Annotated in this window: 13 protein-coding genes; 6 read left to right on the top strand and 7 right to left on the bottom strand. The window is 51.6% G+C overall.

Going from position 1 to position 14756, the window contains the following annotated elements; translation table 11 throughout:
- The 3 genes from nagC to nagB are packed head-to-tail and all read right to left on the bottom strand — an operon-like array spanning nt 1 to nt 3234.
- Nucleotides 1-1221 carry a DNA-binding transcriptional regulator NagC gene (nagC, locus tag WB237_RS10895; RefSeq protein ID WP_336212917.1) on the bottom strand — a complete coding sequence of 407 codons (1221 nt, stop codon included), beginning with the start codon at nt 1219-1221 and terminating at the stop codon, nt 1-3.
- Between the two features lie 8 nt (nt 1222-1229).
- Nucleotides 1230-2378: an N-acetylglucosamine-6-phosphate deacetylase gene (gene nagA / locus WB237_RS10890; protein WP_336212915.1), complete on the bottom strand. Its 1149-nt coding sequence runs from the start codon at nt 2376-2378 to the stop codon at nt 1230-1232.
- 55 nt (nt 2379-2433) lie between these two features.
- Entirely contained in the window at nt 2434-3234 is an 801-nt protein-coding gene (gene nagB / locus WB237_RS10885) for a glucosamine-6-phosphate deaminase (protein WP_336212914.1), read from the bottom strand.
- Between the two features lie 326 nt (nt 3235-3560).
- On the opposite strand from nagB, the gene nagE reads away from it, so the two are divergent.
- The 4 genes from nagE (at nt 3561) to chiQ (ending at nt 9610) form a co-directional block, all read left to right on the top strand.
- Nucleotides 3561-5582, top strand: a complete 2022-nt coding sequence (gene nagE, locus WB237_RS10880) for an N-acetylglucosamine-specific PTS transporter subunit IIBC (RefSeq protein ID WP_336212913.1) — start codon at nt 3561-3563, stop codon at nt 5580-5582.
- A gap of 169 nt (nt 5583-5751) precedes the next feature.
- On the top strand, nt 5752-7419 hold the full coding sequence (gene glnS / locus WB237_RS10875; protein ID WP_336212912.1) for a glutamine--tRNA ligase: 1668 nt from the start codon (nt 5752-5754) through the stop codon (nt 7417-7419).
- A 448-nt stretch (nt 7420-7867) separates the two neighbouring features.
- Complete coding sequence (gene chiP, locus WB237_RS10865) at nt 7868-9265, top strand: chitoporin ChiP (RefSeq protein ID WP_336212911.1); 1398 nt, start codon at nt 7868-7870, stop codon at nt 9263-9265.
- Nucleotides 9266-9280: 15 nt separating this feature from the next.
- Nucleotides 9281-9610 carry a ChiQ/YbfN family lipoprotein gene (gene chiQ / locus WB237_RS10860; RefSeq protein ID WP_336213560.1) on the top strand — a complete coding sequence of 110 codons (330 nt, stop codon included), beginning with the start codon at nt 9281-9283 and terminating at the stop codon, nt 9608-9610.
- A gap of 108 nt (nt 9611-9718) precedes the next feature.
- Here the strand turns inward: chiQ and fur are convergent, their stop codons facing one another.
- The 4 genes from fur to ybfF all read right to left on the bottom strand — a co-directional run bounded on the left by fur (nt 9719) and on the right by ybfF (nt 12329).
- Nucleotides 9719-10165, bottom strand: coding sequence for a ferric iron uptake transcriptional regulator (gene fur, locus WB237_RS10855; RefSeq protein WP_014169146.1), 447 nt, complete (start codon nt 10163-10165; stop codon nt 9719-9721).
- Between the two features lie 288 nt (nt 10166-10453).
- Nucleotides 10454-10984 (bottom strand): flavodoxin FldA, encoded by a 531-nt coding sequence (gene fldA / locus WB237_RS10850; RefSeq protein WP_008501067.1) that lies wholly within the window; start codon nt 10982-10984, stop codon nt 10454-10456.
- A 155-nt stretch (nt 10985-11139) separates the two neighbouring features.
- The gene (ybfE, locus tag WB237_RS10845; protein WP_023334913.1) at nt 11140-11427 is read right to left on the bottom strand and encodes a LexA regulated protein; all 288 of its coding nucleotides are present in this window, start codon (nt 11425-11427) and stop codon (nt 11140-11142) included.
- 128 nt (nt 11428-11555) lie between these two features.
- On the bottom strand, nt 11556-12329 hold the full coding sequence (gene ybfF, locus WB237_RS10840; protein ID WP_336212909.1) for an esterase: 774 nt from the start codon (nt 12327-12329) through the stop codon (nt 11556-11558).
- Between the two features lie 183 nt (nt 12330-12512).
- On the opposite strand from ybfF, the gene seqA reads away from it, so the two are divergent.
- Nucleotides 12513-13061, top strand: coding sequence for a replication initiation negative regulator SeqA (seqA, locus tag WB237_RS10835; RefSeq protein ID WP_129996441.1), 549 nt, complete (start codon nt 12513-12515; stop codon nt 13059-13061).
- Between the two features lie 24 nt (nt 13062-13085).
- Complete coding sequence (gene pgm, locus WB237_RS10830; protein ID WP_336212908.1) at nt 13086-14726, top strand: phosphoglucomutase (alpha-D-glucose-1,6-bisphosphate-dependent); 1641 nt, start codon at nt 13086-13088, stop codon at nt 14724-14726.
- The last annotated feature ends 30 nt before the right edge of the window (nt 14727-14756 follow it).

Genomic DNA, 14756 nt, shown 5'->3' with positions numbered 1-14756 from the left:
TCAACTTTCCAGCAAATGCTGCAACAGAATGCCGTTGAGCATCGCACGTTTTACCAGTGCGAATGCACCAATCGCTGAACGATGGTCAAGCTTTGAACGAACAACCGGGAGATTCTGGCGGAATGCTTTCAGCGCCTGGGTATTAATACAGCCTTCAATGGCGGGCAGCAGTACCTTTTCCGCTTCAACAATTTCACCGGCGATCACCACTTTTTGCGGGTTAAACAGGTTAATCGCGATAGCAATGGTTTTGCCCAGGTGGCGTCCAACTTGCTCGATCACCTCACAGGCCAGCGCGTCGCCTTTATTGGCTGCTTTACAGATGGTTCCTATCTTGCAATCGCCCAGTGTGACGCGGCTTTGATAACCCTGTTCAAGCAAATGGCGAACACGCTGCTCAATGGCCGTATTGGCGGCAATGGTCTCAAGACAACCAAAGTTTCCGCAGTGGCAACGTTCGCCAAGCGGCTCGACCTGAATATGGCCGATCTCGCCGACGTTACCGTTGCGACCAATAAAAATACGCCCGTTAGAGATAATGCCTGCACCTGTACCGCGGTGAACGCGCACCAGAATAGAGTCTTCGCAGTCCTGACTGGCACCAAAATAGTGCTCTGCCAGCGCCAGAGAGCGAATGTCATGGCCTACAAAACAGGTCACTTTAAAGCGCTTTTCCAGCGCATCGACCAGCCCCCAGTTTTCAACCTGGATGTGCGGCATATAGCGGATCACGCCGCTTTCAGGGTCGACCAGACCAGGCAGAATCACGGAGATGGCGATGAGTTCACGGATTTTACGCTGACAGCTTTCAATAAACTGCGCGATGGTATTCAGCAGCGCGTGTTCCAGGGTCTCCTGAGTGCGTTCAGGAAGGGGGTAGTGCTCTTCCGCAATGGCTTTGCTACTCAGATCGTAGAGCGTTAGCGTGGTGTCATGACGGCCAAGGCGGACGCCAATGGCCTGAAAATTACGGGTTTCGGTAATAATAGAGATAGCGCGGCGGCCTCCGGTGGAGGCCTGTTGATCGACTTCTTTGATCAAACCGCGCTCGATGAGTTGGCGGGTAATTTTTGTCACGCTGGCGGGAGCAAGCTGGCTTTGTTCGGCTATTTGAATTCGCGAGATTGGCCCGTGCTGGTCAATCAGACGATAAACCGCCGCACTGTTAAGTTGTTTAACGAGATCGACATTACCTATTTGAGCTTGTCCGCCTGGTGTCATACTTTTACTTACTCAGTGACGACCTCGTTACCATTAACGATGGTCTTAATAATTTTATAATCGTGTGTGAATGCCGTCAGGTTTGCAACCATACCTGGTGCAATTCCGCCAAGCTGTTTATCAACGCCCATTGCGCGCGCCGGATAAAGCGTTGCCATACGCAGCACTTCATCGAGGGCAATACCGCAATACTCAACCAGGTTGCGTACCCCTTCAATCATGGTCAGGGCAGAACCACTCAGCGTGCCGTTCTCATCCACACACAGTCCATTGCGGTAGTATATTGTTTTACCGGCAAAAATGAACTGCTCAATATTTGCACCTGCTGGCGCGGTGGCATCGGTGACCAGACAAAGCTTGTCACCTTTCAGCCGCTTGGCATTACGAATGTTGGTGTAATCGACATGTAAGCCGTCAGCAATAATACCGCAGTAGACGTCTGGCTCATCCAGAATCGCTCCGACCAGACCCGGTTCACGACCGGTTATATACGGCATTGCGTTGTAGAGGTGCGTGGCGAAGGTAATGCCCGCGCGGAAACCGGCTTTCGCTTCTTTCAGCGTCGCGTTTGAGTGACCCGCTGAAACGATAATCCCGGCGGCAGCCAGTTTGCTGATGACATTCGTACCTGTCATTTCAGGCGCCAGCGTCACTTTGGTGATCACATCGGCGTTAGCACACATGTAATCAACCAGCTCCGCATCAGGTTTGCGCACGTAATTCGGGTTATGCGTCCCTTTTTTGACCATATTCAGCCATGGCCCTTCAAGGTGCAGACCCAGCGCCTGATTCGGGTGTTTTGCCAGGTATTCACGCATCACGCGGATGCCCTGTTTCATAAGGTCATCACTGCTGGTGATGAGCGTTGGCAGATAGCTGGTGCAGCCCGATTTCTCGTTGGCCTTTTGCATGATCTCCAGCGTTTCTACCGTCACCGCATCCGCGGTGTCATTGAATTGCACACCGCCGCAGCCGTTGAGCTGTACGTCGATGAAACCGGGGGAGATTACTGCTCCATTGAGTGAGCGCTGTTCAATCTCCGGCGGCAGTTCTGCCAGCGGGCAAACACGTTCAATCAGGCCATTAGCGATAACAATCGCATGGTCATCCAGAATATCATGGCCGGTATAAATCCGACCGTGGGTTAAAGCGTACATAACGACCCCCGGTTAAAAAAAGCGGCCGCCTCTTGATGAAGAGGCGGTTATTCAATTACAGACCTTTGATGTTCTCTGCTTCTAATTCGTTGAAGTATTTCAGCGTTTTCACTTTCAGCTCCATCGTGGACGGTTCGTCACAAACGATGACTGATTTCGGATGCAGCTGCAGGCAGCTGATGGTCCACATGTGGTTAACGTTGCCTTCAACGGCAGCCTGGAGCGCCTGCGCTTTCACGCTGCCCAGGACCAGAATCATCACTTCTTCGGCATCCAGCAGGGTACCTACACCTACGGTAAGGGCGTATTTTGGAACCTGGTTAACGTCACCGTCAAAGAAGCGGGAGTTTGCCACGCGCGTGTCATGGGTCAGCGTTTTAATACGGGTACGGGAAGCCAGAGAAGACGCCGGTTCGTTAAACGCGATATGACCATCGTTACCTACACCACCCATAAACAGGTGGATTTTACCGTAGGAACGGATTTTTTCTTCATACTGACGACATTCTGCGTCAATATCAGGCGCGTTTCCATTCAGCAGGTTAATATTTTCAGATGGAATATCAACGTGATCAAAGAAATTGCGGTGCATAAAGCTATGGTAGCTTTCCGGGTGATCCTTCGGTAAGCCAACATATTCGTCCATATTGAAGGTCACAACATGTTTAAAGCTAACCTGGCCTGCTTTATGCATCTCAACCAGTGCCTTATACGCGGTCAGCGGTGTGCCACCTGTTGGAAGACCAAGAACGAAAGGACGATCAGCAGTAGGTTTAAATGCGTTAATACGGTTAACGATATGGCGAGCGGCCCATTTACCAACTTGTTCAGCAGTAGCCAGGGGAATCAGTCTCATTGTTCACCTCAAGAGTTAAAGTAGAAGAGTGGGCGGATGGCTATCGGAACCTGAATTAAGCGTAACCTGGAATCTTTCAGGCCGGATCAATCCGTCTTGATTTTTTGAATGATAAAATAAGTTTTCGCAGTTAGCCAGCATAAGGGAGGGTTGATAACGATATTTGGTGACAAAAATCACAAAAAATACGTGTTTAATTTGCGATACGAATTAATTTTTCACACACTCACAATGCCAGTGAATCATCAACTGTATTTATAGTTCGTGACACAATAAAAAACAGAGCTGAGAACATGCCTTAAACGGGGTCTCATAGGGGGAAGAAAGTGAGTATTCTAGGTTATTTACAAAAGGTTGGTCGCGCACTTATGGTGCCGGTCGCCACGCTGCCTGCCGCAGCCATCCTGATGGGTGTCGGCTACTGGATCGACCCCAACGGCTGGGGTAATACCAGCGCGCTGGCGGCGTTCTTTATCAAGTCAGGTTCCGCCATTATCGACAACATGTCCGTGTTGTTCGCGATTGGTGTGGCTTACGGTATGTCCAAAGACAAAGACGGTGCTGCTGCGCTGACCGGTTTTGTCGGTTTCCTCGTGTTAACCACTCTCTGCTCACCAGCAGCGGTGGCCATGATCCAAAAAATTCCGGCGGACCAGGTTCCGGCGGCATTCGGTAAGATCAGCAACCAGTTTGTCGGTATCCTTGTGGGTATCATCTCCGCTGAACTGTATAACCGCTTCAGCAGCGTAGAGCTGCCAAAAGCACTCTCCTTCTTTAGCGGTCGCCGTTTGGTTCCCATCCTGACCTCGTTTGTGATGATCGTTGTTGCGTTCATCATGATGTACGTCTGGCCGATGATCTTCGACGGTCTGGTGAACTTCGGTGAGCACATTCAGAAGCTGGGTTCCGTCGGTGCGGGCGTATACGCGTTCTTCAACCGTCTGCTGATCCCGGTCGGTCTGCACCACGCGCTGAACTCCGTATTCTGGTTCGATGTTGCCGGTATTAACGATATTCCTAACTTCCTGGGTGGCGCACAGTCCATCGAAGCAGGTAAAGCGGTTGTCGGTATCACCGGTCGTTACCAGGCGGGCTTCTTCCCAATCATGATGTTCGGCCTGCCAGGTGCAGCGCTGGCTATCTACCACTGCGCACGTCCAGAGAACAAAGCGAAAGTTCTGGGTATCATGATGGCGGGTGCATTTGCAGCTTTCTTCACCGGTATCACTGAACCGCTGGAATTCTCCTTCATGTTCGTGGCACCTGTGCTGTATGTGATCCACGCCGTGCTGACGGGTATCTCTGTGTTCATTGCTGCCAGCATGCACTGGATTGCGGGCTTCGGCTTCAGCGCTGGTCTGGTGGATATGGTGCTGTCGTCCCGTAACCCACTGGCGACCCACTGGTGGATGCTGATCCCGCAAGGTCTGGTGTTCTTCGCGATCTACTACATGGTGTTCCGTTTCACTATCACCAAATTCAACCTGATGACCCCGGGTCGTGAGCTGGCTGTTGCCGGTAGCGAAGCGGATGGTCAGGACGTGAATGTGAGTGCGGACAAAGACCAGGATGTTGCAGGTCTGGCGCGTCAGTACATCGCCGCTGTCGGTGGTTCTGACAACCTGACCGGTATCGACGCATGTATCACCCGTCTGCGTCTGAACGTAAAAGACTCTTCTCTGGTGAACGACGCGCTGGCTAAACGCCTGGGGGCATCCGGTGTTATCCGTCTGAACAAAACCAGCGTGCAGATTATCGTTGGGTTCGTAGCGGAAAAAATTGCCAATGCCATGAAAACGACAGGTCCGGTAGCCGCAGTGGAAGCGTCTGCAGCTCCAGCCGCTGCTCCAGCTGCCGCAAAACCGCAGGCAGTACCAAATGCTAAAACGGTTGCCGCACTGGTTTCTCCAGTGACGGGTGACGTGGTTGCCATTGAGCAGGTACCTGACGAAGCCTTCGCCAGCAAAGCGGTCGGTGACGGTGTCGCGGTAAAACCAACGGAAAAGACCGTGGTGTCACCAGCAGCCGGTACCATCGTAAAAATCTTCAATACCAACCATGCGTTCTGCCTCGAAACCGAGAATGGTGCTGAGATCGTTGTCCACATGGGTATTGATACCGTTGCGCTGAACGGCCAGGGCTTTACTCGCCTGGTGGAAGAGGGTGCTGAAGTGGTCGCAGGGCAGCCAATCCTGGAAATGGATCTGGACTTCCTGAACGCCAACGCGCGCTCAATGATTAGTCCGGTCGTTTGCAGCAACATTGATGACTTTAGTGGCCTGGTCATTCAGGCGAAAGGTCAGGTGGTTGCGGGTCAAACGCCACTGTATGAGATTAAAGGCAAGTAATCGCTCCTGAGTAGAGTCATGCCTTAAGCGGCGGGGGATATCCCTCGCTGCTTTTTTTTGCAGCAAATGCCCCCATTATTTTCTTCAGAGCCGTTTTAAGGGTTGTCACTACGTCCGGCTTATAAGATCATATGCCGTTATACGTTGTTTACGCTTTGAGGAATCCACGATGAGTGAGGCAGAAGCCCGCCCGAGTAACTTTATTCGTCAGATCATCGATGAAGATCTGGCCAGTGGTAAGCACACCACAATTCATACGCGTTTCCCGCCGGAGCCAAACGGTTACCTGCATATTGGTCACGCGAAATCTATCTGCCTGAACTTTGGCATTGCCCAGGACTACCAGGGGCAGTGCAACCTGCGTTTCGATGACACCAACCCAGTAAAAGAAGACATCGAATACGTTGAGTCCATCAAGAACGACGTGCAATGGCTGGGCTTTAACTGGTCTGGCGACATCTGCTACTCCTCTGACTATTTTGATCAGCTGTATGCCTATGCGGTAGAGCTGATTAACAAAGGTCTGGCGTACGTCGACGAGCTGTCTGCCGATGAGATCCGTGAATACCGCGGCTCGCTGACTGCGCCGGGCAAAAACAGCCCGTACCGCGATCGCGGCGTGGAAGAGAACCTGGCGCTGTTTGAAAAAATGCGTGCCGGTGGTTTCGAAGAAGGCAAAGCCTGTCTGCGTGCCAAAATTGACATGGCATCTCCGTTCATCGTGATGCGTGACCCGGTGCTGTACCGTATTAAATTTGCGGAACACCACCAGACCGGTAACAAGTGGTGCATCTACCCGATGTACGACTTCACCCACTGCATCAGCGATGCGCTGGAAGGCATTACTCACTCTCTGTGTACGCTGGAGTTCCAGGACAACCGTCGTCTGTACGACTGGGTACTGGATAACATCACTATCCCTGTGCATCCACGTCAGTACGAGTTCTCTCGTCTGAATCTGGAATACACCGTGATGTCCAAGCGTAAGCTGAACCTGCTGGTGACCGACAAGCACGTTGAAGGCTGGGACGATCCGCGTATGCCGACCATCTCTGGTCTGCGTCGTCGTGGTTACACCGCCGCTTCTATTCGTGAGTTCTGCAAACGCATCGGTGTGACTAAGCAGGATAACACCATTGAAATGGCGTCTCTGGAATCCTGCATTCGTGAAGATCTCAACGAAAACGCGCCGCGCGCAATGGCAGTAATCGACCCAGTGAAACTGGTTATCGAAAACTACCCGCAGGGTGAAAGCGAGCTGGTGTCCATGCCTAACCATCCGAATAAACCGGAAATGGGTAGCCGTGACGTACCGTTCAGCGCTGAAATCTGGATCGATCGTGCTGACTTCCGCGAAGAAGCGAACAAGCAGTACAAGCGTCTGGTATTGGGTAAAGAGGTGCGTCTGCGTAATGCTTACGTCATCAAGGCTGAGCGCGTAGAGAAAGATGCTGAAGGCAATATCACCACCATCTTCTGTTCTTATGATGCTGAAACCTTGAGCAAAGATCCGGCTGATGGCCGCAAAGTGAAAGGCGTTATCCATTGGGTAAGCGCTGCACACGCGCTGCCTGTTGAAATTCGCCTGTACGATCGTCTGTTCAGTGTCCCTAACCCTGGTGCTGCCGAAGACTTCCTGGCGACGATCAACCCGGAATCTCTGGTGATTAAACAGGGTTATGCCGAGCCGTCTTTAAAAACGGCCGAAGCGGGTAAAGCGTTCCAGTTCGAACGCGAAGGTTACTTCTGCCTGGATAGCCGTTACAGCACGGCGGAAAAACCGGTATTTAACCGTACCGTTGGTCTGCGTGACACCTGGGCTAAGATCGGCGAATAATATCGTTGTTCTGGTCAATGAGAAACAAGCGCCGCGATAAGCGGCGTTTTTTTATTTAACGATCAGGCCATTAACGCGCAGCTCAAATAAGGTATGTGCGAAATTCAGGTCAATGAGGTGCTACTTATTTTACTCAAAAAAAGTTTCAATATTTACGAAGAGCCTTAAGGACAAAAAATACACAGAATAAACGGGCAGCGCACCCTCAAAATACGCGTTATTCCCTGTAAATCCTCGCATTGGCACAGATGTTACAAATCACTACCAATTATGTGCACTTCGTCATAATCCTGACTTTTGCTCGCTGAAAAGCATTGATAATTCGCGTCGCGAAAAATAACCTAAAGGCGGTAGTTAATTCGAGGGTATTTCTAACTACCCCTGACCATTAGGTCTTTTATATTTTTCGCCGTTTAAGGCGTTTTAATTCGTCAAAGAGGAATAATCTATGCGTACGTTCAGTGGCAAACGTAGTGCGCTGGCGCTGGCTATTGCCGGTGTGACAGCAATGTCGGGCCTGGTGATTGCACCAGAGGCGAAGGCAGCAGGTTTTATTGATGATTCAACCCTCACGGGGGGGATTTACTACTGGCAGCGTGAACGTGACCGTAAAGACGTCACTGAAGACAAATACAAAACCAACCTTTCTCACTCCACCTGGAACGCCAATCTGGATTTCCAGTCTGGTTATGCTGCCGATATGTTCGGTCTGGATATTGCTGCATTCACGGCAATTGAAATGGCAGAAAACGGCGACAGCGCCCATCCGAACGAAATCGCATTCTCCTCCAGTAATAAAGCCTATAAAGAAGACTGGTCCGGAGATAAAAGCGGTATCAGCCTGTATAAGGCAGCAGCGAAATTCAAATACGGCCCGGTATGGGCGCGCGGTGGTTATATTCAGCCAACCGGTCAGACATTGTTAGCACCACACTGGAGCTTTATGCCGGGTACTTACCAGGGAGCGGAAGCGGGTGCCAACTTTGATTACGGTGATGCCGGTGCGTTGAGCTTCTCCTATATGTGGACCAACGAGTACAAAGCACCATGGCACATTGAAATGGACAAGTTCTACCAGAACGATAAGAAAACCAAAGTAGATTATCTCCATTCACTGGGTGCTAAATACGACTTTAAAAACGACCTGGTACTTGAGGCGGCATTTGGCCAGGCTCAAGGTTACATCGATCAGTACTTTGCCAAGGCCAGCTATAAATTTGATATCGCGGGTAGCCCGCTGAGCACCAGCTACCAGTTCTACGGTACGCGTGACAAAGTCAGTAATGGTGGCGTCAATGATATCTATGACGGTACCGCGTGGTTGCAGGCTCTCACCTTCGGCTACAAAGTCGGACAGGTTGATTTGCGTCTGGAAGGGACATGGGTGAAAGCGGAAGGGCAGCAGGGGTACTTCCTGCAGCGTATGACCCCAACCTATGCATCGTCTAACGGTCGTCTTGATATCTGGTGGGATAACCGCTCTGACTTCAACGCCGACGGCGAAAAAGCGGTGTTCTTCGGTGCGATGTATGATCTGAAAAACTGGAACCTGCCAGGCTGGGCGGTGGGTGCATCTTACGCTTATGCCTGGGATGCAAAACCTGCAGATATGGCTACACCTGACGCTTACTACGATCCAAACTATCGCCTGAAAGAGTCTTCTTACAGCCTGGATGCTATCTACACCCTGCAGGATGGCCGCGCGAAAGGCACGATGTTCAAACTGCACTTCACCCAGTACGACAACCACTCTGACATTCCGAGCTACGCAGGCGGTTACGGCAACATCTTCCAGGATGAGCGTGACGTGAAATTCATGGTTGTCGCTCCATTCACCATCTTCTAATGGAGACTGAACATGATGAAAAATATCTTAATCGTCGCGTTTCTGGCTGCTGGGCTGGTGGGGTGTGCGCAGGAGCAGGCACCGAAAGAGGACTCGCGTCTTAAAGAGGCGTATAGCGCCTGCATCAACACGGCGGAAGGTTCACCAGAGAAGATCGAAGCCTGTCAGAGCGTGCTGAATGTGCTGAAGAAAGAGAAGGCACATGAGCAGTTCGCCACACAGGAAAACGTTCGCGTGATGGATTACCAGGCCTGTATTCAGGCACGTAAAACCGGAAACGATCAGGAAGTGGCGAAGCGTTGCGACCAGATCTGGAAAGAGATTCGCAGTAACAACAGCAAATAATTCTCTGTCATCATGCCCGGTAGCACAACGCTACCGGGCTTTTTTGCGTCAAATAACAGGCAAAAAAAAAGCCAACCTCGCGGCTGGCTCAGAGTATGAAAGCTTGAGTTATTTAGCGTCGTGCGCGTGATCGTCTTCGCGGCAATCACCTTCAGCGCAGTGACCATACAGGTACAGGCTGTGGTTGGTCAGGCGGATGCCATGACGAGCCGCGATTTCACGCTGGCGCGCTTCGATGGAGTCATCGCTAAATTCAATGACCTTGCCACAGTCGAGGCAGATCAGGTGATCGTGGTGCTGTTGCTGGGTCAGTTCGAATACAGATTTACCGCCTTCGAAATTATGACGGGTAACAATGCCCGCGTCATCAAACTGGTTCAGCACGCGATAAACGGTAGCGAGCCCAATTTCTTCACCCATGTCAATAAGACGTTTATAAAGGTCTTCCGCACTGACATGGTGATTGTCTGGACCCTGAAGCACTTCAAGGATTTTTAACCGAGGAAGCGTAACTTTCAGGCCAGCCTTCTTTAATGCGGTATTGTTGTCAGTCATGCGGAATCTGTCCTGTTGCTAAACGATTCACTTCTGTAGGAAGTGACAGAAAATGCACCTTGGATAATGCGTCTCATTATAGAACTGCCATGTCTAAATGAAAACAGCAAGTCTCAGGCAAAATATGCTTATAAAAATGGGGTATCACCAACAAACTTGCTCAATGGAAACCACATTTTTCAGGGAGACATTGTACAGGTCTGGGCGAAAAAGTTAAAAGATTGTAGCAATTAATTTAATCGGTTTGACCTGGGGCGTGGCGCAACCGCAGTTGCGCCACGATAAAAATCAGGCGTTCAGAATATCATCCAGGTGCAGTTCTTCACGGATCTGCTTAACCCACTTCTCAACACGCTCTGCGGTCAGTTCAGGCTGGCGGTCTTCGTCGATGGCCAGACCCACGAAATGATCGTCATCAGCCAGGCCTTTAGAGGCTTCGAAGTGGTAACCTGCCGTTGGCCAGTGGCCGACGATAACCGCGCCATTTGGCTCAATGATGTCGCGGATGGTACCCAGCGCATCACAGAAATATTCTGCGTAGTCTTCCTGATCGCCACAGCCAAAAAGGGCAACCAGCTTGCCGTTGAAATCAACTTCTTCCAGCGTCGGGAAGAAGTCATCCCAGTCACACTGGGCTTCACCGTAGTACCAGGTTGGAATACCCAGCAGCAGAATGTCATAGCCTTCGAGATCTTCTTTGCTGCTCTTGGCGATGTCATGCACATCAGCAACGTCTTTACCGAGCTGTTTTTGAATGTTTTTTGCGATATTTTCGGTATTGCCGGTATCACTGCCGAAGAAAATGCCGATGATTGCCATGAGTAAAATAACCTCTTGAAACTTAATAGTATGGTGGCGCAATTCGGCCACGGATAAGGGCAATAATAGCAGAACTGGCAACCCTGCGGAAACAGCTATCGCGCAGGACTGCACTCTGTGCTACATGAAAAGGGCGATAAAGGGGATTTTCAGACTTATGCCTGGCTGCGTAACGTCTCAAGTTGAGCGATCAACATCTCTTCAATGAGTTCGCTGCGGCTGATATTTCGCGCGTCAGCCAGCTCGTTAAGCGCATCGACGGCGTCGGCGTTGAGCTTCAGTTCGACACGCTTAAGCCCACGATTTTTATCGCGTTTAAGCTGATTGCGTTTATTGATACGCAGCTGTTCATCGCGCGAAAGCGGATTCGTTTTCGGTCGTCCCGGGCGACGCTCATTCGCGAACAGATCTAGTGTCGTACGGTCCGTTTGTTCTTTGGCCATGATTCTGAGACTTCGGGGGAAACAAGCCGCCCTGCTAATGCCCGGGCGATAAGCGCGCCATCATACATCACCAAAAACTGCACGCCAACGACTGGAAGCCTGCAGCCTTCCAGTCGCTCTCTTTTTAATCAATTTGCAGTATCAGCAAGATAGCGGCGAATGGCGCGCAATACGGCGTCAGGTTTTTCCGCGTGAACCCAGTGTCCGGCCCCGGCGATAACATGAGCACGAGCCTGCGGGAATTGCGCCAGCAATGCGTCGCGGTAAGCGTCGGTGACGTAAGGCGAGTCGCCGCCACGAATAAAGAGGGTAGGGTGTGGCCAGGCAGGTACCGTTTCCCAGCCTACGATATTGTTGTACTGCTCCCAGAGCACTGGCACGTTAAAACGCCATTGTCCGTCAACAAATGACTTCAGCAGGAACTGCACGACACCTTCTTCATCAAGATGCTCACGCATGACGGCAGCCGCTTGTTGACGCGTCGTGGCACCAGCCTCTGTTACCGCGTTGATCGCCGCGAAAATTTCGTCATGGCGGCGAACGTCGTAATCCACCGGAGCAACATCGATCACCATCAGACCCTGAATTCTCTCAGGTGCCAGCGCCGTCAGGGCCATCACCGCTTTACCGCCCATTGAATGCCCGATGAGGGTGACCTTTTGCAGGTTGTTGGCATCCAGCGTATCCAGCAGGTCCTGCGCCATTGCTGCGTAGGTCATCTCTTCTGAGCGCCCTGAAAGACCGTGATTGCGCATGTCGACTTGCAAAATGTCGTGATCGCTAACCAGATCGCGCGCCAGCACGCCCAGGTTATCCAGGCTGCCAAAAAGTCCGTGAACCAGTACGATGGGAGAATTATTGTTCGGCGATTGTGCAGTTTGCGCTCGGGTATTCAATTTCATGGCAAAGTTCTTTTTTTACGTATGTCAGGTTAGGGTATCATGTTGACCATTCTGCCGCCCGGCTGCAAGGTTCCAGTTTAATCTGACTTTTGCCGCCAACCTGGTTTGACGCTATCCGCTGTTGGGATTTGACCTTATAATCCCAATGACTTGTATTCAGATAAGATATCGCACTGGATTAAGATGAAAACAATCGAAGTTGATGACGAACTCTATCAGTATATTGCCAGCCAGACGCGGCATATCGGGGAGAGTGCGTCCGACATTTTACGGCGCATGCTTAAAATTTCCGCCGTTTCACAGCCTGTCACCCCAGTAACCAAAGATGTCGTGTCTCAGCCGAGCGTTGTTGCACAAGCAAAACCTGCCGTGACACCGGCAAAAGATAAAGTGCGGGCGATGCGCGAGCTGCTGCTGTCCGATGAATATGCGGAGCAAAAAAAGGCGGTTAACCGCTTTATGCTGGTGCTGTCTACACTCTACTCACTGGATAACAAAGCGTTTGCTGAAGCGACCGAGTCGCTGCACGGTCGTACTCGCGTCTATTTCGCGGGTGACGAGCAGACGCTGCTGCAAAATGGCAATCAAACCAAACCCAAACATGTCCCTGGCACTCCGTACTGGGTGATCACCAATACCAATACGGGCCGCAAGTGCAGCATGATTGAACACATCATGCAGTCTATGCAGTTCCCGGCGGAATTGATTGAAAAGGTTTGCGGTACAATTTAACCCTTGCATCAGAAGGACCCGGTAATGGCAAATCACAGCCGTGCAGGCCAACCTGCACAACAAAGCGATTTGATTAATGTCGCTCAGCTGACCGCGCAGTATTACGTTCTGAAGCCGGTTGTGGGCAATGCAGAACACGCCGTGAAGTTTGGTACATCTGGTCACCGCGGTAGCGCGGCGCGCCATAGCTTTAATGAACCGCACATTCTGGTCATTGCTCAGGCCATTGCGGAAGAGCGCGCCAAAAATGGCGTTACCGGTCCATGCTATGTGGGAAAAGATACCCATGCTTTGTCTGAGCCGGCATTCATTTCTGTTCTGGAAGTGCTGGCCGCAAACGGCGTTGATGTGATTATTCAGGAGAATAACGGATTCACGCCAACGCCTGCGGTGTCTAATGCCATTCTTGTGCACAACAAGAAAGGGGGCGCGCTGGCTGACGGGATCGTTATCACGCCATCCCATAACCCGCCGGAAGACGGTGGTATCAAATACAACCCGCCTAATGGCGGCCCGGCTGATACTAACGTCACCAAAGTGGTGGAAGATCGTGCTAACGCCCTGTTAGCCGATGGCCTGAAAGGTGTGAAGCGTATTTCTCTGGATGCTGCGATGGCATCTGGTCATGTGAAAGAGCAGGATCTGGTTCAGCCGTTTATTGAAGGGCTGGCGGATATCGTCGACATGGCGGCGATTCAGAAAGCCGGTCTGAAGCTGGGTGTGGATCCGCTCGGTGGCTCCGGTATTGAATACTGGAAACGCATTGCTGAGCATTACAAGCTGGATCTGACCATCGTGAACGATCACGTCGATCAGACCTTCCGCTTCATGCACCTGGATAAAGACGGCGCAATCCGTATGGACTGCTCCTCTGAATGTGCGATGGCGGGCCTGCTGGCGCTGCGCGACAAATTCGATCTGGCATTTGCCAACGACCCGGATTACGACCGTCATGGTATCGTCACCCCGGCAGGGCTGATGAACCCGAACCATTACCTGGCGGTGGCGATTAACTACCTGTTCCAGCACCGTCCGCAGTGGGGCAAAGAGGTTGCTGTGGGTAAAACGCTGGTCTCCTCTGCGATGATCGACCGCGTGGTCGACGCGCTGGGCCGCAAGCTGGTGGAAGTGCCTGTTGGTTTCAAATGGTTTGTTGACGGTCTGCATGACGGCAGCTTCGGCTTTGGCGGTGAAGAGAGCGCCGGGGCATCTTTCCTGCGTTTCGACGGCACGCCATGGTCAACCGATAAAGACGGCATCATTATGTGCCTGCTGGCGGCGGAAATTACCGCTGTCACCGGTAAAAACCCGCAGGAACACTACAATGAGCTGGCTGCACGCTTTGGTGCACCAAGCTATAACCGTATTCAGGCATCGGCGACTTCAGCTCAGAAAGCCGCCCTGTCCAAACTCTCTCCGGAGATGGTCAGTGCGAGCACGCTGGCTGGCGACCCGATCACTGCACGCCTGACGGCTGCACCGGGTAATGGAGCCTCTATTGGCGGCCTGAAAGTGATGACTGAAAACGGCTGGTTCGCCGCGCGTCCATCCGGCACCGAAGATGCGTACAAGATCTATTGCGAAAGCTTCCTCGGCGCTGAACATCGTCAGCAGATTGAGAAAGAAGCGGTAGAGATTGTCAGTGAAGTGTTGAAAAACGCGTAAGAATGAAAAAGGGAGCCGAATGGCTCCCTT

It is taken from the genome of Enterobacter sp. P82 (assembly GCF_037053385.1).
In the GTDB taxonomy this organism is placed as follows: Bacteria; Pseudomonadota; Gammaproteobacteria; order Enterobacterales; family Enterobacteriaceae; genus Enterobacter.
The sequence above is the reverse complement of the archived record's forward strand: the minus strand, read 5'-3'. Positions and strand labels throughout refer to the sequence as shown.